Source organism: Idiomarina sp. OXR-189 (assembly GCF_034373425.1).
GTDB lineage: Bacteria > Pseudomonadota > Gammaproteobacteria > Enterobacterales > Alteromonadaceae > Idiomarina > Idiomarina zobellii.
Genome location: NZ_CP139706.1, coordinates 1,182,830 through 1,199,035, shown reverse-complemented (window position 1 = coordinate 1,199,035; position 16,206 = coordinate 1,182,830). Strand labels below are relative to the sequence as shown.

At 48.0% G+C, this 16,206-nt stretch carries 21 protein-coding genes and 1 riboswitch; of the genes, 12 read left to right on the top strand and 9 right to left on the bottom strand.

Features of this window, described 5'->3' with window-relative positions; translation table 11 throughout:
* Position 1: 1 nt before the first annotated feature.
* The 8 genes from UM402_RS05935 to ftsB are packed head-to-tail and all read right to left on the bottom strand — an operon-like array spanning position 2 to position 5,451.
* Positions 2-886, bottom strand: a complete 885-nt coding sequence (locus UM402_RS05935; protein ID WP_273267971.1) for a peptidoglycan DD-metalloendopeptidase family protein — start codon at positions 884-886, stop codon at positions 2-4.
* A 20-nt stretch (positions 887-906) separates the two neighbouring features.
* On the bottom strand, positions 907-1,491 hold the full coding sequence (locus UM402_RS05930) for a YqaA family protein (protein WP_053953523.1): 585 nt from the start codon (positions 1,489-1,491) through the stop codon (positions 907-909).
* The gene (locus tag UM402_RS05925) at positions 1,488-2,123 is read right to left on the bottom strand and encodes a protein-L-isoaspartate(D-aspartate) O-methyltransferase (RefSeq protein WP_380299074.1); all 636 of its coding nucleotides are present in this window, start codon (positions 2,121-2,123) and stop codon (positions 1,488-1,490) included. The genes UM402_RS05930 and UM402_RS05925 overlap by 4 nt, the downstream gene beginning before the upstream one ends.
* An 8-nt stretch (positions 2,124-2,131) precedes the next feature.
* On the bottom strand, positions 2,132-2,884 hold the full coding sequence (gene surE / locus UM402_RS05920; RefSeq protein WP_053953521.1) for a 5'/3'-nucleotidase SurE: 753 nt from the start codon (positions 2,882-2,884) through the stop codon (positions 2,132-2,134).
* Positions 2,881-3,936 (bottom strand): tRNA pseudouridine(13) synthase TruD, encoded by a 1,056-nt coding sequence (truD, locus tag UM402_RS05915; RefSeq protein WP_058579264.1) that lies wholly within the window; start codon positions 3,934-3,936, stop codon positions 2,881-2,883. The genes surE and truD overlap by 4 nt, the downstream gene beginning before the upstream one ends.
* On the bottom strand, positions 3,936-4,415 hold the full coding sequence (gene ispF / locus UM402_RS05910; protein ID WP_058579265.1) for a 2-C-methyl-D-erythritol 2,4-cyclodiphosphate synthase: 480 nt from the start codon (positions 4,413-4,415) through the stop codon (positions 3,936-3,938). The genes truD and ispF overlap by 1 nt, the downstream gene beginning before the upstream one ends.
* A 12-nt stretch (positions 4,416-4,427) precedes the next feature.
* Positions 4,428-5,165: a 2-C-methyl-D-erythritol 4-phosphate cytidylyltransferase gene (gene ispD, locus UM402_RS05905; RefSeq protein WP_058579266.1), complete on the bottom strand. Its 738-nt coding sequence runs from the start codon at positions 5,163-5,165 to the stop codon at positions 4,428-4,430.
* Positions 5,166-5,169: 4 nt separating this feature from the next.
* Positions 5,170-5,451: a cell division protein FtsB gene (gene ftsB / locus UM402_RS05900; RefSeq protein ID WP_053953517.1), complete on the bottom strand. Its 282-nt coding sequence runs from the start codon at positions 5,449-5,451 to the stop codon at positions 5,170-5,172.
* A gap of 92 nt (positions 5,452-5,543) precedes the next feature.
* On the opposite strand from ftsB, the gene UM402_RS05895 reads away from it, so the two are divergent.
* The 3 genes from UM402_RS05895 to UM402_RS05885 are packed head-to-tail and all read left to right on the top strand — an operon-like array spanning position 5,544 to position 7,057.
* The gene (locus UM402_RS05895) at positions 5,544-6,269 is read left to right on the top strand and encodes a sulfite exporter TauE/SafE family protein (protein WP_058579267.1); all 726 of its coding nucleotides are present in this window, start codon (positions 5,544-5,546) and stop codon (positions 6,267-6,269) included.
* 18 nt (positions 6,270-6,287) lie between these two features.
* Positions 6,288-6,593 carry a DUF2007 domain-containing protein gene (locus UM402_RS05890; protein WP_058579268.1) on the top strand — a complete coding sequence of 102 codons (306 nt, stop codon included), beginning with the start codon at positions 6,288-6,290 and terminating at the stop codon, positions 6,591-6,593.
* Positions 6,594-6,631: 38 nt separating this feature from the next.
* Complete coding sequence (locus tag UM402_RS05885) at positions 6,632-7,057, top strand: MAPEG family protein (RefSeq protein ID WP_058579269.1); 426 nt, start codon at positions 6,632-6,634, stop codon at positions 7,055-7,057.
* Between the two features lie 20 nt (positions 7,058-7,077).
* On the opposite strand, the gene UM402_RS05880 is transcribed toward UM402_RS05885, so the two are convergent.
* On the bottom strand, positions 7,078-7,734 hold the full coding sequence (locus UM402_RS05880; RefSeq protein WP_053953513.1) for a Fe2+-dependent dioxygenase: 657 nt from the start codon (positions 7,732-7,734) through the stop codon (positions 7,078-7,080).
* Between the two features lie 79 nt (positions 7,735-7,813).
* Between UM402_RS05880 and UM402_RS05875 the strand changes: the two genes are divergently transcribed.
* The 9 genes from UM402_RS05875 (at position 7,814) to thiS (ending at position 16,205) form a co-directional block, all read left to right on the top strand.
* Positions 7,814-8,608 (top strand): hypothetical protein, encoded by a 795-nt coding sequence (locus UM402_RS05875; protein WP_058579270.1) that lies wholly within the window; start codon positions 7,814-7,816, stop codon positions 8,606-8,608.
* Positions 8,609-8,765: 157 nt separating this feature from the next.
* Entirely contained in the window at positions 8,766-9,158 is a 393-nt protein-coding gene (locus UM402_RS05870; protein ID WP_058579271.1) for a c-type cytochrome, read from the top strand.
* A 33-nt stretch (positions 9,159-9,191) separates the two neighbouring features.
* Positions 9,192-10,343 (top strand): multicopper oxidase domain-containing protein, encoded by a 1,152-nt coding sequence (locus UM402_RS05865; RefSeq protein WP_058579272.1) that lies wholly within the window; start codon positions 9,192-9,194, stop codon positions 10,341-10,343.
* 10 nt (positions 10,344-10,353) lie between these two features.
* Positions 10,354-11,139 carry a formylglycine-generating enzyme family protein gene (locus UM402_RS05860; RefSeq protein ID WP_058579273.1) on the top strand — a complete coding sequence of 262 codons (786 nt, stop codon included), beginning with the start codon at positions 10,354-10,356 and terminating at the stop codon, positions 11,137-11,139.
* Positions 11,136-11,786, top strand: a complete 651-nt coding sequence (locus tag UM402_RS05855; protein ID WP_058579274.1) for an SCO family protein — start codon at positions 11,136-11,138, stop codon at positions 11,784-11,786. The genes UM402_RS05860 and UM402_RS05855 overlap by 4 nt, the downstream gene beginning before the upstream one ends.
* A 52-nt stretch (positions 11,787-11,838) precedes the next feature.
* Positions 11,839-11,954, top strand: a riboswitch (TPP riboswitch).
* A 92-nt stretch (positions 11,955-12,046) separates the two neighbouring features.
* The gene (thiC, locus tag UM402_RS05850; protein ID WP_058579275.1) at positions 12,047-13,756 is read left to right on the top strand and encodes a phosphomethylpyrimidine synthase ThiC; all 1,710 of its coding nucleotides are present in this window, start codon (positions 12,047-12,049) and stop codon (positions 13,754-13,756) included.
* The gene (thiE, locus tag UM402_RS05845; RefSeq protein ID WP_058579276.1) at positions 13,753-15,273 is read left to right on the top strand and encodes a thiamine phosphate synthase; all 1,521 of its coding nucleotides are present in this window, start codon (positions 13,753-13,755) and stop codon (positions 15,271-15,273) included. Before thiC ends, thiE begins: the two co-directional genes overlap by 4 nt.
* Complete coding sequence (locus tag UM402_RS05840) at positions 15,263-16,021, top strand: HesA/MoeB/ThiF family protein (protein ID WP_058579277.1); 759 nt, start codon at positions 15,263-15,265, stop codon at positions 16,019-16,021. The genes thiE and UM402_RS05840 overlap by 11 nt, the downstream gene beginning before the upstream one ends.
* Entirely contained in the window at positions 16,005-16,205 is a 201-nt protein-coding gene (gene thiS, locus UM402_RS05835; protein WP_058579278.1) for a sulfur carrier protein ThiS, read from the top strand. Before UM402_RS05840 ends, thiS begins: the two co-directional genes overlap by 17 nt.
* The last annotated feature ends 1 nt before the right edge of the window (position 16,206 follow it).

Sequence of the window (16,206 nt, the reverse complement as noted above, 5' to 3'; positions counted from 1 at the left end):
ACTAGCGAGAGCTCGGTAAATAATGCTCAGGATTCACCGACTTACCTCTGAAACGAACCTCAAAATGCAACTTCACTTGTTTAGCACCTGAGTCGCCCATGCGAGCTATCGTTTCACCCATGTCCACCCATTCCTTTTCTTTCACCAGAATGTCCTCATTGTGGGCATAGGCTGTAATGTAATCATCGTTATGTTTCAAAATGATTAAATTACCAAAACCTCTAAGCGCACTTCCGACATAAACTACTTTACCGGCCGCCGCAGCTTTTACAGGATCGCCCCTGTCACCGGCGAAATCGAGACCTTTATTACCTCGATCTTTCAGTGAAAAACGTTCAATAACCTTACCTGTCGACGGCCATTGCCAGGCTAACTCAGCGTTACTTGGCATTGCCGCTTCAGACCTCACCCGCACCGGCTTTTGACGGTTCTGTTTGCGAGTATCGGCTTGTTTTTTCACTGTTTTTTTCGTGTCTACTTTTTGACCATACTCTTTCTTCTGAGTCTTGGCAACGGGCGTTTTTATATTATTTTGTGCGTTATTTGCTCTTTCTTTATTACTTTGAGGTCTTTGAGTCGGTTCACTGGTGCCGGTACTTTTTGCACTGCCCACTAAGTCCAGTGTCTGCCCCGGGTAAATCGTGTAAGGCCGGCTTAAGTTATTCAGGCGGGCTATGTCATCGACATCCATATTGGCGCGAAAAGCAATTGAGTAAAGTGTTTCACCTTTTTGTACTTCGTACTTTTTCGCATTCAAAGAGTTGGGCTGAAAGTCGCGATAGGTTTTGCCTGTATATAAGGTGTCAACGGGAGCTGGTTGAGAGCGACTGCTGCAGCCTTGCAGCACAATTGGCAGCAAGGCAAGCACTATAAGACTCTGTAACATCCCGTTTTTCAATCGCATCCCTAAACCAATTGCACCACTATGTAGGCTACTATCAATAGTATTACCAGTGACCAGCCTATTCGATCAACATATTCACGAAGTTTCACAGCCATTTTAGGGCCACCCGTTTTGAGCAACCATGCCACCAGATAAAAGCGCAAACCGCGACTAATAACCGAGGCTAATAAAAATGGGAAAAACGCAATTTGCATAACGCCCGCTGTCACCGTAAATAATTTATAGGGAATAGGCGAAAAGCCGGCAATAAAAACTATCCAAAAGCCCCAGGTTGCAAACCAGCTTTTGACAGTGTCCAGCTTGCTTTCATACCCCATAGTCTCTACAGCGGGTAAAACAACAGTTTCAAACGCCCAGAACCCAAGGAAGTAACCCAGCACCCCACCAGCAGCTGAGCTCACCGTGGTTAAAAATGCCAAGCGCCAGGCTTTGTCCGGTTGCGTCATTGCCATTGGCGCCAGCATCACATCCGGAGGAATGGGGAAAATCACCGACTCGGAAAAACTGAGTAAGGCCAAAATTGTTTTAGCCCGAGGGTGTTCGGACCAACTTAATACTTTGTCATAAAGCGCAGAAAACAACTTCAACTGAGCTCTCCTTTCACCAAAGGTACAAACCGAACATCACCAATTTGCTGTTGTTCAACGCTATCGCCGAAACGACGAATAACCGTCAGGCTTTGTGCTTCATCCTTATCGCCAACAGGGATAATCATGACCCCACCGTCGGCTAATTGTGCCACTAAGTCAGAAGGTACTTCGCTGGCGGCTGCTGTGACAATAATACCGTCAAAAGGCGCTTTACTGCTCCAGCCTTTCCAACCGTCACCATGACGCATTGACACATTATGTAGGTCTAACTGGCGTAAACGGCGCTTTGCCTGATACTGCAATTGAGCAATGCGCTCCACACTAAACACCTTATCCACCAACTGCGCCAGTATTGCCGTTTGATAACCAGAACCCGTGCCTATTTCCAGTACATTATGGCAATTGTGTTGCATCAGTAACTGGGTCATGGTCGCTACCATCAATGGTTGCGATATCGTTTGTCCATTACCAATGGGTAACGCTGTATTTTCATAGGCTTTATGCGCCAACGACTCCGGCATAAACACATGGCGCGGTGTTTCAGCAATAACCCGTAACACCTCCTGGTTAGTAATGCCCAGGTCACTCAGTTGCTGTATAAGTTTTTTGGCTCTTGCCTGGCCACTCATTGTATTCATCATTTTTTCTGATCTAACCACTCCGTTAGCGTGTCAGTATGGCGTTGAGCTGTCATATCCAGACTCAAAGGCGTAATGGAAACATACCCCTCGTTAATGGCAGCAAAATCCGTTTGCGGTTCGTCGCTGGTGTGGTGCCCAATAGGCCCGTACCAGAAAATCTCATTACCGAACGGGTCACGGTCATGAACCATGGTATCGGCGCGGTGACGACGACCTAACTTGGTCACTTTTGTACCTTTCAACTTGTCGTAAGTGGTATAGGGTACATTAATGTTCAGCACGGTATCTAAACGCAGCGGCGCTTTTTCCATATCAGCGACAATATCAGCAACAACTTTTGCCGCAGTTTCATAGTAGTCGTGCCCTCGTCCCCCCATCGACACAGCAATGGATGGCAGTCCCATAAAGCGCCCTTCCATAGCGGCAGCGACGGTGCCGGAATAAAGAACATCGTCGCCCATATTTGGGCTGTCATTAATGCCAGAAACGACAATATCGACATCTTCCGCTATTGGCGAGTTAGTGCCTAAGTGAACACAATCTGTTGGCGTACCATTGACCGAGTAAAAGCCATTGTCGAGTTTGCGAATGCGCAGCGGGTTATGCAGCGTTAACGAGTTACTAGCACCGGAACAGTTTCTGTCAGGTGCTATTACCCGTACTTCTGCAACCTCTTTGAGCGCTAAATAAAGCGCGCGAATTCCCGGAGCATGTACACCATCATCATTACTCAATAGAATTTTCATCATTTGTGTTCACCACTTATCGTCGCAATTTCATTCAAAATCGTTGTCGCATAGGCGCCAGATGGTAGGGTAAAGCTAAGCTCAACGGTGCTTCCGTCAAGTTCTTTTAGCTCTGGTTCACCCGGGATGACTTTCCACGCGCGTCGCCCCTCATCAACCCGAAGCTTAGCAAGTGCCTCTACCCAGCTCTGGTAAGGCTCGAGCTGCTTGTCCTCAAAGTCAGCCGACTCACCCGCGCTCATTGACTTATTGGCAGACCCCGGCAGCGGCAGCGCTATTTCAATATCCTTACTGGCAAGTCTTTGTTTAAGCTCATGGTCCCACTGCTCAACAGTAAACATCGAGTTAGAGCCAGCTAACATTGCGCAATCGCCCTCTAATAAGGAATCTGCGCCCAGCTGTTTTGCACGCTCTGAAGCTATTAAATTAAATAAGAAACTCCGTAAGGCCGACAAATAAAGTCCGCGCTTGGCTTTTGATAAACGTTTTGGACGACTGGCCATAATCCAACGCTCAGCCGCAGCCACATTGTCACCGTTGCGTCCAAAGCGCTGTTCGCCAAAGTAATTAATGGCGCCGTTTTGCGTGACCTGCTTCCAGCGCTCTTTTAACAGCGCCATGTCGCTAACACTGTGCAAGCGAATGACAAACCTATTGCCACTATGCAAACCGCTACGCAGCTTTTTCGTGCGTCTTATGACCTTCTCAATCGTCATTTCGTCATCGTTCAGCGACTGCCAGTCCAACGTGTCTTTACCGGGTAGCTGTATCGAAAACCATTGCCAGGTGACCGCTTGTCGGTCTTTCAGACCAGAGTAGCTCACTTGTTTTGGTGACACGCCGGCAAAACGGGCAATTTTTTCAGCACAAAAGACAGTATTGGCCCCTCGCTTTCTAACCCAAAGCCACTGATGCTCTCCGTCGTGTTCGTCTTCGACAGTCAGTTGCTCTATAACCTGAAAGTCTTCAGGGCTCGCTTTGAAAGTTGCGCTCGGCTTCTCACCGGCATTAAGAGTGGCTAGTTCCTGACAGTTAACCGTTTCGGGAGCAAGCATTAAAACGACTCCATCAGTACCACTGCGTGACAGGCAATACCTTCTTCACGCCCCACAAAGCCCAGCTTTTCGGTTGTGGTTGCTTTTACATTGACGTTATCAACGCAGGTTTTTAAGCAGCCTGCAATGCGTGCGCGCATATCATCTATGTGCGGAGCCATTTTTGGCGCTTGAGCAACAATGGTTACGTCAATATTGCCCACCTGAAACTCTTTCTGCTGACACAAGTTCACGGCATGCTCAAGAAGTTGTGCGCTGTCAGCACCTTTGTATTGTTCATCGGTATCCGGGAAATGCTGACCAATATCGCCTAATGCCAGAGCCCCCAGCAGTGCGTCAGTCACTGCATGAAGAATAACATCGCCATCTGAATGTGCTTCCAGCCCCTGCGAGTGAGGAACCTCAATACCGCCTAAAATCAGCGGCTTATCAGCCCCCCACCGATGCACGTCGTAACCATGACCCACTCGAATCTTCATTGAGTTATTTCCTTACTCCATCGTTGTAGGTGCCAGCAGCCAGCTGGCAACACATTCAAAGTCTTCTGGGTGCGTAACTTTTACGTTTTTAAAAGCCCCTTCCACTAACACCGGTTGGTAACCCAGCCATTGCATCGCTGATGCTTCATCCGTCAGTTGCGGATTATGAGCCCCCATGTGTTTAATACCATTTAACAGTGCCTGTGCCTGGAACACTTGCGGCGTCTGTGCCTGCCATAAGTGTTCACGATCAACACTTTCTTCAATGTGGGCTGCCATGCCACTCGATGTCATTGCACGTTTTAAAGAGTCGCGAACCGGAATCGCTAAAATAGCACCATGCTGACTGGCTGTTCCGCTATCAATGACTCGCACTAACGCCTCTTTGGGCAAGCAAGGACGTGCAGCATCGTGAACCAGTGTATGAGTTGCTCCCTGTGCCACAGCGTACTCAACACCTCTACAAACTGACTCAGCACGAGTATCACCACCACTGATATAAGTAACGGGTTGTGCCACGTGAAATTCAGAGGCATTCGGCAAGTCGCTTGAGTCAGGATCTGACACGGCCACGATCACTTCCGTCACGCGAGGGTCAGCGCATACCGCTTCGATGCTGTACTGTAATAAGGTTTTACCGCCAACGGTTAAAAACTGTTTAGGAATATTGCTTTGCATTCGGCTGCCATGGCCGGCTGCCGGTATAACCGCTTTAATGTTGCAGTGTTCGGTGGGCTCTGTACTTTTCATATCATTATTGTGCTCTGTCCGGAACCAGACGGAAGAATACTTCGTCCTTTTTAATCATTCCCAGTTCATTGCGAGCACGCTCTTCAAGCGCATCTTCACCGTCACGCAGGTCTTCAATGTCTGCGTAAATCAGTTGATTGCGCCGTTCGAGATTTTCATTGGTTACTTTTTGGTTGCTGACTTCCTGTTGCAAACGCCAATAATCTGGCAAACTGTTTTTCCCAAACCAGAGACGGTATTGTAGTGCCAGGAATAAGGTCAACAACACGACCAGAGTCACCCGCATGCTCAGCTCCGTTGTTATTATTGTTATCATTATGAAGACTATTGCAGCGACTGAAAAGCCGTTTTCAAACATTAGCAATAAAAGAGGTTAAATTGGAGTATTTTGCCGCCGCATTAGTATTCTTTTTTGCCGCTATGCTGCAAGGCATTAGTGGTTTTGGCTCCGGCTTGCTCGCCGTTCCTATTCTGGCTTTATGGTTCCCTATTAGCGTTCTTACGCCTGCATTATCCGTTATTAACATCATTGTTGGTGCCTGGATATACTGGAAAAACCGTGAAGCCGCACGTCCGTCGCAATGGAAGTGGCTAATTATATCCGGCGTTATCACATCAATTATTGCGGGCTCCTTATTACTCGCTATTGATGACCAACTAATTAAACTGGTGCTTGGCTGTGTGATTTTGGCGGTGGCACTTGCACTTGCCAGCGGTAAACAGTTTCCAACAGCTGAGCACGCGCCGGGACACATTGCGGTAGGCAGTAGCTCCGGTATTTTAAATGGCTTAATGACACTCGGCGGTCCACCCATAGTTCTGTTTTTGGCAAACGCTCGTATTCCTAAGCAGCAGTTCAGAGCCACTTTAAGTCTGTTTTTTTGTTGTATCGCTATTGCTAACGTGTTTAATTTTTCGCGGCAGGCCATCTACGCAGAAGCACACTTTTACCTTATTTTGAGCCTATTGCCGGGCGCGCTCATTGGCGCAACAGTCGGTCACAGGCTCCAGCATCATGTTTCGGAATATCGCTTTCGTCAATTAACGCTAGTATTAATGGTGCTGTCCGGTGTTAGTGTATTGGCTCAAAGTATTAGCTCGTAAAATGACTTGAAGGTAGCTATGACGTTAATTTATACCCGTGAAAACAAACTTTTAGTGGAAAATGCGCGTAATGTATTGCGCATGAACGGCATAGAAACCGTTATGAAAAATGAGTTTTCCAGCGGTGCGGCCGGAGACTTAGCACCATTGGACACCTGGCCAGAGCTTTGGTTGGTTGATGACACGCAACTCCATACTGCTCAGAAACTTATTCAGCAACTGGAAGAACAGGCACGTGGTGACGACTGGCGCTGTAACCAATGTCAGGAGCTCAACGGGTCAGCTTTTGAAGTTTGTTGGAATTGTGGCGCAGCTGCGAGCTAGCCGAGCGCACCTTAAAAATAATAACGAAGGAGATAACAATGAACGGATCTGAAACCTATTTATTAGCTTACTGGGGCGCTTTTGCAGCTCTGGTTATTTTATTGGTTCAGTGGCTGGTCGCTAGTGGTCGCAAAGCCAAACAACCAGGCGCCGTTCCGGGAAAAATTAATGAGTCACTCAGTCACGACTCATTCGTTTTTCGTGCGCACCGGACATTTATGAACTCACTTGAAAACTACCCTCTTATGCTGGGCACTACCTTTCTGGCGTTTTTTGTGGGGGCAAGTGCATTCTGGACGGCGCTGCTGATTTGGGTATTTGTGGGAGCACGCCTTATTCACATGGTGCTTTATTACGCTATTGCCACCGAAAAGAACCCTAGCCCACGTAGCTATTTCTTTATGATTGGTCTATTCGCTAATATCGCCTTACTGGTCGTTTGCGGTTCAACACTAGCCAGCTAAGCATTCAACGTGGGCGGTATTTAAATATCCGCCCACTCTCTCATTAGGTTATGAAACACTTTTGTTAACCGATCAAAGTTCTCAGACTTACCATTAGCATCAAATTCCACTTTCAACGATTGCTCAACGTCAAACAAAAGCTCCCGGTGGCTAGGGTGTTTTATCACGCTTTGAATCCAGCCTATCATTGCCAGACGAGCTCCCTGGGTCACCTCATTAACCCTATGGAGGTAATGGCTTGGGTATATCAATATATCCCCTTTTCCCAGACGCCAGCTTCTCTCACTGCTGGTATCTTCAATAACCAGTTCACCGCCCTCGAACGTATCAAGCTCTGATAAACCCAGCGTAAACGAAATGTCGGTGCGTACACCGTTCATCAGGGAGTCGTCCATGTGAGTACCATAGTACTGACCCACTTCATAACGATTAATACTACAACGAGCCACATGCTTTGGTCGCATAGCCGACTGAACCAGAGGGTTTGTGTGAAGCTTCTCTAATAATAGATCGGTTGCTGCTTTTGCTTTTTTTCCAGTCAATTGCTGGTTGTTCTTAACCTCTTTTGCAGCCCAGCCTGCCGTCGCTTTGCCGTCACCGAATTGCTCTGCCGATAAACCTGCCACCAGGCTGTCAATAACAGCTTCATCCACCGCTTTTTGAATATGAAGTATCATAGTTTTAACTTGCGAATAGTTATCATTTCTGCAAATATACACGAGTTCCGTCACTCAAAAAAGCACATAAGGTTTTTCTATGTTTGAGAAGAAAAAAGTTTGGGTTGGTGTTGGCAGCGTTTTAGCGACAACGATGGCAGCCTCAACCGCTAATGCAGCGCCTTTGACTCAGCCAAACGCTGCACCTGCGTCTTTTATGGCAGCGCCAATGGCTGAAGGCGAAATGGCTGCGCCTGAAATCGATCTAAGCACCAATGACACTGCGTTTTTAGCGCAACTTGGGTTTATTCGTGGTCATCTTTGGGTTGGTATGAAGCTTTATGAGCAAGGTCATATTGAAATGGCGAAAACTCACATGAAGCACCCAGGGGATGAGCTCTACGCGGGGCTAACTGAAGCCTTTAACGACCGTGGTCAGCCTGGCTTTGCCGATGAGCTTGAAGCATTAGCTGATAGCGTTATCAACGACAACAGTAAAGACGTTGTCATGAACAATTACAAGGTACTGCTTGATGCTATCAGCGCGCACGAGCCTATCGCCGATATGACGGCAAAAGGTGTGCTGTTAAGCGTCGCTACTATGCTAATGGCAACCGCCGACGAGTACGCTGTGGGCATTCAGGAAGGTAAAGTTGCACAAGTGCATGAGTATCAAGACGCACTCGGCTTTAAAGAAATTGCGCTCAATCGCTTAGAGAGAATTAATAGCGAAGAAGCAGAAAAAGCCTCATCAGCTATTGATGAAACTCGCAGTGTTCTGAAGTCATTAACAGACCTTTGGCCGACCATTACACCGGAAGGTGAATTGCAAGGTGATGCCAGCAAGATCTATGGTGCGGCGTCACGAATTGAACTCGAAGCTCGCAGTATTTAAACAACTTTCTATCCCCTCGCTTACCCCTGGGTATACTCCCTCATATACCCACTCTATACCCCAGGGAGTAAGCGACTTTTACCTCTTCGTTTCACTCGTAAAAACCCATTAAAACAGTATTCTAGAGGCATCTTAAGTCAGTCACTGAGGTGTCATTATGAACATTCAATCCACTTTAAAAATAGCTGTAGTCGCAGCCTCTGTTTTCGCATTCTTCTTCGCACAACCTGCTGAAGCTGCAGACGGAAAAAATGCCTACAAAAAATACTGTCAAGCATGCCACCAACCAGCAGGTAAAGGGTTGGCAGGCGTATTCCCGCCACTTGCAGATAACCCAAATATTAAAGACAAACCCGATTACATCGCCCAAACCATTGTAAAAGGTAAATCGGGTGCAGTCACTGTCAACGGCACTACTTACAACGGCTCAATGCCTCCCATGGCGTACCTGAAAGACGCAGACATTGCCGCCATTGTGAATTACGTCAATACCGAACTGGCTAACGGCAGCAGCACAATTCAAGCAGACGCTGTCGCAGGCTCTCGTTAATTTTAAATATCATATAAACAAGGAAGAGCAGTTATGAAATCTCTCAGTCTCTCAGTTATTAGCGCTTCTATTCTAGCAGCCGCAGCCTCTGTTTCAGCCCCTGTTGCTTTCGCTGACACTGAACTTAAGCACGACAGTGAATATGTCATTGACGGCAAAGTTTATGGTTTACCTGAAGCTAAAGTCTACCCCGAAGACTACAGTGGCCCCGCAGTTGTTGGTGACTATCTGACTCAAGTGCCTAATTTGGCAAAACTCGACTATGAAGGCAACAAAACGCACAACGTTCGCATGGACGTATTTTCACAAAAAGTGGAAGTTGCACCAGGCGTGAGCTACTCAGCATGGACATTTGGCGGCTCAGTACCCGGTCCGGTTTTGCATGTTCGTGAGGGTGACCGCGTTATTTTCAAAATGAAGAACCGCTCTGACGAAGAAGTAACTATTACTAAGCCAGTCAAAAATGGCTCGCCATTCTTGCAGCAGGTTCAGGCAAATACTTATCAGAACAACCAGCCTGTGGTTAACCCAATGCCTCACTCAATGGACTTCCACAGTGGCACTGTCGCGGCTGAAGACAAATGGCGCACTATTTCACCAAGCGAAACTATTGAGTTTGAATGGATTGCCAACTATGCCGGTACTTACATGTACCACTGTGGTACTTCCAGCGTGTTAATGCACACTGCAATGGGTCAGTACGGGGCAGTCGTTGTATCACCCAAAGACGGCTACCCGACAGAGCCGGACAAAGAGTACGTGTTAGTCCAGTCCGAACATTACTTAGAGGAAGTCGCTGAAGGTCAGTTCATATACAACCACGATGCAGCACTGAATCGCCAGCCTAGCCACGTTACTTTTAATGGTCACGTCGGTGCACTGAGTGACTCACCATTACGTGCTGATGAAGGCGACCGTGTGCGCTTACACGTATTAAACGCAGGACCTTCAGGCACTTCAAGCTTCCACGTTATTGGCGCTATCTTTGACCGAGTTTGGTACGAGGGCGACCCACGTAACGAATGGTATGGCATGCAGACTGTTCTGCTGGGCGCAAGCAACAGCGCAACTATCGACTTCATTGTGCCGGAAGAAGGCATTTACAAGCTGGTTGATCACGAATTTGCTGACGCAGAGCTTGGAGCGGCCGGCGCACTTATTGCCGGCCCACGTAAAGACAAATAAGGAGACGGTTATGGTTAAGTGGCTTGGAGTTGCGGGACTTATGTTCTCGACGCTAACAGCGTCACCGCTAGTACTCTCAGACCCAGTCCGTATTAACGGTGGCGAGTTTGAACCTCCAGTTCTGTTGGACAAGGAACGTCTTAGCATCGAAATTAATAGTTTCATGCTTGACGCAACTCCGGTCACTAACCAACTTTTTCTCGATTTTGTTAAAAATCATCCTAAGTGGCAGCGAGATAACATCGCTGCCCTGTTTCACGACGGAAATTACTTAAAGCACTGGCCGCAAAACAACGTCTACCCTGACGGTCAAGCTGAGCATCCGGTGACTTATGTGTCCTGGTTTGCTGCACGCGAGTATTGCGCCGCACAAGGCGGTCGTTTGCCCAGCCTCAATGAATGGGAATACGCTTCCGTTCAGTATCGTCAGCAACAAAATATAAGCGACGATGACTATGCGCGCGATTTATTCGCCTGGTACAGCCAGCCTCAAAGCGATGAACAAAGGGTGAACGTTAATGCCACTGAACTCAGCCACATGTATGACCGGGTCAACGAATGGGTCGAAGACTACCAGTTGCTGTTAACTAACGGCGATGACGTTGATTTATTGTCAGGCTCTTGTGGCGACGGGGCTCGCTTCTTATCGAGCTTTACCAAAGCCAATTACGCCACTTTCTTTCGGTATCAGTCTCGTAGCGACTACGCACCTCAGAGCTCAACCAGCACTATGGGTTTTCGCTGCGCTTACGACATTTCTTCTGACACTATTGCCAGTAACGGAGACCAATTATGAATAACCTATTTAAACCAGCCGCTTATGCCGCATTGGTTCTATCAAGCGCCCTGCTTGCATTGGCTCCGGCTGTAGCACAAGACCATTCTCAGCATAAGCCCGGGCATGAGAATCATAAAAACCACACCTCGATGAAAGCCGCAAAAGTATCGCATTCTTCATCGGTGTATCAGGTTGATGCGCACTGGATAACACACAAAGGTGAGCATATGACACTGGCCGACTTGCAAGGCCAACCGGTTATTGTCTCAATGATATACGGCAGCTGCACCACCGCCTGCCCCGTTCTTGTCAATGACGCTAAACGTCTTTACACCAGTTTAAGTGACAAAGCCAAAGAGCAGGTTAAGTTGGTTATGGTCAGCTTCGACAACTCTCGCGACACACCTAAAGCTTTGGCTGACTATGTTAAACAGTACAACTTGAACAGCGATAGTTGGGTCTTTTTACATGGTGAAGACCAGGACATTCGGACCTTAGCGACTGTCCTTGGAGTTCGCTACAGAAAGCGTCCTGACGGCGACTTCGACCATAGTAATTTAATTACCGTTTTGGACAAAAACGGTGTTATTGAACACCGCGTTGAAGGCTTAGGTCAGCCAATGGATAAAGCCGCAAAAGTCGTTGATACATTGATACAGCAGTAACAGTTCACGCTTTCGCTGTTGCATTAAGCTGAGTATTTTGTTCCACTAAAAAGGAATCTTGTCGGAGTGCCTCGTTACTCAAAAAGTAACAGGCTGAGACCGCAAAAAGCGGGATCCGTTGAACCTGATCAGGCTAATACCTGCGAAGGGAACAAGAGAGCAACAGCCAGGGATTCTCCCTTTTTCAGCGCTGTTGTTCCTTTCAACACTCCTGACAAGCATCTCTAAACCCTGTTATTTTTTTAGCTGGAGAGAATGCTATGTCATCAACAAACCGTCAAAACCGCCAACAGGCAGAGTCCTTTTTATCGTCTGTTTCAGGCCGTTACTTTCCTAACTCTACGCGCGAATTTATTCAAGGCAGCCAGCCTGACATTCATGTGCCATTTCGCCGTATTCATTTAAGCGAAACTTTGCATCAGCCAACACCAGGCGTAACACCACCACCCAATTTACCCGTCGACGTTTATGATACATCCAGTGTCTACGGTGACCCTAACTCAGTCGTCAATGTAAAAACCGGACTCAAACCACTGCGATCAGGCTGGATAAGCGCGAGGGCTAAAAATGCCGACAAAAGCGGCGTGACACAGCTAGCCTATGCGCGCCGTGGCATTGTGACTCCCGAAATGGAATTTATTGCGTTGCGGGAAAACATGGGTCGGGAGCATTTAGACAACCCGGTAACCCCGGAATTTGTTCGTGATGAGGTTGCCAAAGGTCGCGCCATTATTCCGGCCAATGTGAACCACCCGGAATCTGAGCCTATGATCATAGGTCGTAACTTTTTGGTGAAAGTGAACGCCAATATCGGCAACTCGTCGGTTAGTTCTTCCATTGAAGAAGAAGTGGAAAAGCTCATTTGGGCAACACGCTGGGGAGCCGACACAGTCATGGACTTATCCACTGGCCGCAACATTCACCAAACTCGTGAGTGGATCCTCCGAAACAGCCCTGTTCCCATTGGAACTGTTCCTATCTATCAAGCTTTGGAACGGGTTAACGGCATTGCTGAAGATTTAACCTGGCCGGTGTTTAAGGACGTGCTTTTGGAGCAAGCCGAACAAGGCGTTGACTACTTCACTATTCATGCCGGCGTACTGCATGACTTTATTGAGCTGACTGCTAACCGAGTGACAGGGATTGTCTCACGCGGTGGTTCAATTATGGCCAAATGGTGCATGGCGCACCGTCAGGAAAGTTTCCTGTATGAACATTTCCGCGATATTTGTGAAATATGCGCAAAATATGACGTATCGCTGTCACTGGGTGACGGCTTACGCCCAGGTTCCATTGCCGATGCCAATGACGATGCCCAATTCGCTGAACTGCGTGTTTTAGGCGAACTGACTCAAATAGCCTGGGAATATGACGTACAAGTCATGATTGAAGGCCCAGGACATGTGCCCATGCACAAAATTCAGGAAAACATGGACGAGCAGCTTAAGCATTGCCATGAAGCGCCTTTTTATACACTGGGACCATTAACCACCGACATTGCCCCCGGCTATGACCATATTACCTCCGGCATCGGTGCCGCCATGATAGGCGCCTTTGGCTGCGCCATGTTGTGCTACGTCACGCCTAAAGAACACTTGGGACTCCCCAACAAAGAGGACGTTAAACAAGGACTCATTGCCTACAAAATTGCGGCGCATGCGGCTGACTTGGCAAAAGGACACCCAGGCGCTCAGGCAAGGGACGATGCTATGTCTAAAGCCCGCTTTGAGTTTCGCTGGGAGGACCAATTTAACTTAGCTTTGGACCCAGTCACCGCGCGCAATTATCACGATGAAACCTTGCCGCAAGAGTCCAATAAAACAGCGCAATTCTGCTCAATGTGTGGCCCTAAATTCTGCTCCATGAAAATTTCTCACGAGGTTAGACAGTACTCTGGGCACTTAGGGAATGAACGCATCGATGTCACCTTTAAAGATGCCACGGCTGACGAAGTTGGAGCGGAGTCATGACTGACGCACCTTCTGAAAAACCTGTGGTTTGGACTATCGCAGGCTCTGACAGCGGCGGTGGCGCCGGCATTCAGGCCGACTTAAATACGTTTAGAAGCTTTAAATGTCATGGTTGCAGCATTATTACCACCGTAACGGCACAAAACTCTCTAACAGTAACGGGTTTGTATGAGTTAAGTGGCAATGCGATTGACGAGCAACTCAACTGCCTACTTAACGACTTGCCACCCGCGGCCATAAAAATTGGCTTACTCAGTAACCGTGAACAATTGGATGCGGTTGTCGATTTTCTAAGCCGCTGGCCCGACACAATAGAACGTCCTTTTGTGGTGTGGGATCCCGTTATGATCACCAGCCACAATGATACGTTATCAACGCTGACACTCGCGCAAAGTCACAGACTATTAACTCTAGTCGATTTACTCACGCCAAATACTGACGAACTGTCGTGGTTGGCCGACACTGAGGTAACCGATAAAAGAAGTGCGTTGAATGCGGCGGCGGCAGTTATTGAAAAAGGGGCGAACAGTGTTCTGGTAACCGGCCTTGAAACTGAGCAATACGGTAAAAATAAGATAGTCGATATTTACCTGTCTAAACGCCCTCTTCTCGGTGAGCCCTATCTTGTTTACTCGCAAGAGAAAGTCTTTACCAATAATAACCACGGTACCGGCTGCACGCTTTCTTCCGCCGTTGCTGCCGCAGCAGCGCAGGGATATCCGACAGAAGACGCTATCACACTGGCCAATACCTATGTTCATCACGGTTTATTGAGGGCAACCAGAATTGGTAAAGGCCCCGGGCCGGTTGCTCATACCCTTTGGCCAAACAACCTAAAACACTTTCCACATATAGAGGCTACTAACCTGCCTGCGCCAGGTTCAGAATTTCCCAGACTTAATAAGTCACCGGGTCTATATCCCGTTGTCGACTCTTTCAAATGGGTGCAGCACTTATTGCAGCTTGGCGTTAGAACACTGCAGTTAAGAATAAAAGGCAAACCCTCAGACTCTATAGAGCTGGAGATAAAGCGCAGTATTGAACTGGCCCGGTCGTATCAGGCACGACTGTTTATTAATGACCATTGGCAGCTTGCCATAAAACACGGTGCCTACGGCGTTCACCTGGGTCAGGAAGACTTACAAACGGCTGACTTGCAAGCGCTTCATTCAAACGGCCTTCGGCTGGGTATTTCCACTCACAGTTACACCGAAATACTCATCGCTTTGCGATATACGCCCTCTTACATAGCATTAGGGCATATTTTTGCAACGCAAACCAAAGAGATGCCATCAAAGCCGCAAGGGCTGGAGCGTTTGACGAGCTATGTTTCTTTATTAAAACCCACGGGCATACCCACTGTGGCTATTGGCGGCATCTCTAAAGAGCGCATTACGCACGTCAAACAAACCGGTGTTAACGGCATTGCTTTAGTTAGCGCCATTACGAAAGCCACTAACATCGAAGCCGCCGTTATCGAGCTTAATCAGGAGTTGGAGGCTGCCTATGCTGACTGACCAACAAGCTCTGCGCTACAGCAGCAACCTGCTTATCGATTCCATTGGTGAGCCGGGCCAACAACGTTTACTCGACAGCCAAGTGCTAATTATTGGGTTAGGAGGTTTAGGAACTCCTGCCAGCCAATATCTGGCTTCATCCGGCGTTGGTCAGCTCACGTTAATGGATCATGACCATGTGTCACTGAGTAACCTACAGCGGCAAACCTTATACGGTAGTAATGATGTTGGCTCGCTCAAGGTGACGCAAGCTGCACAGCGCCTAAGCGAGATTAACCCAGACGTCGATATAACGGCGTTATCGCAGGCTGCTTCTAAGGACACACTAAGAGACCACATTGGCACATCCGATATCGTGCTTGACTGCACCGATAACCGCGACACTCGGTACCTTATTAACCGTTACTGCTACTGGTTGAAAAAACCACTTGTTTCAGGCGCGGCACGGGGGTTCAACGGGCAAGTATTGGCATTAAAGCCAAGCGCCGACCATGGTTGTTATCAGTGTCTGTACCCAGCCTCGGTTAAAGAGCCGCTTAACTGCACTAATGCCGGCATTGCTGCTCCTATCGTTGGCATTATAGGAGCCATGCAGGCACTACTCGCTATTCAATACCTAACGCTACACGAGATGCCCTGGGGTCGGCTGCAGTCGTTTGACGGCCTTATTCACCGCTGGCAGCAAGCCGAGTTGCCAAAGTCTACAACATGCCCAATTTGCGGAGGTGAACATGCAAATAACCGTTAATGGCAAATCAATGCGATTCGATGGCCCTTTGCGTTTATCGGAATTTTTTGAGCATCAACAAATTAACACTGCGGCTATTGCTGTTGCCGTCAACGGCGTTGTTATCCATCGTGAGAATTGGCATGAACATAGGCTGGATCACGATGACTCACTGACCATTATTCAAGCGGTTGCAGGAGGTTAAA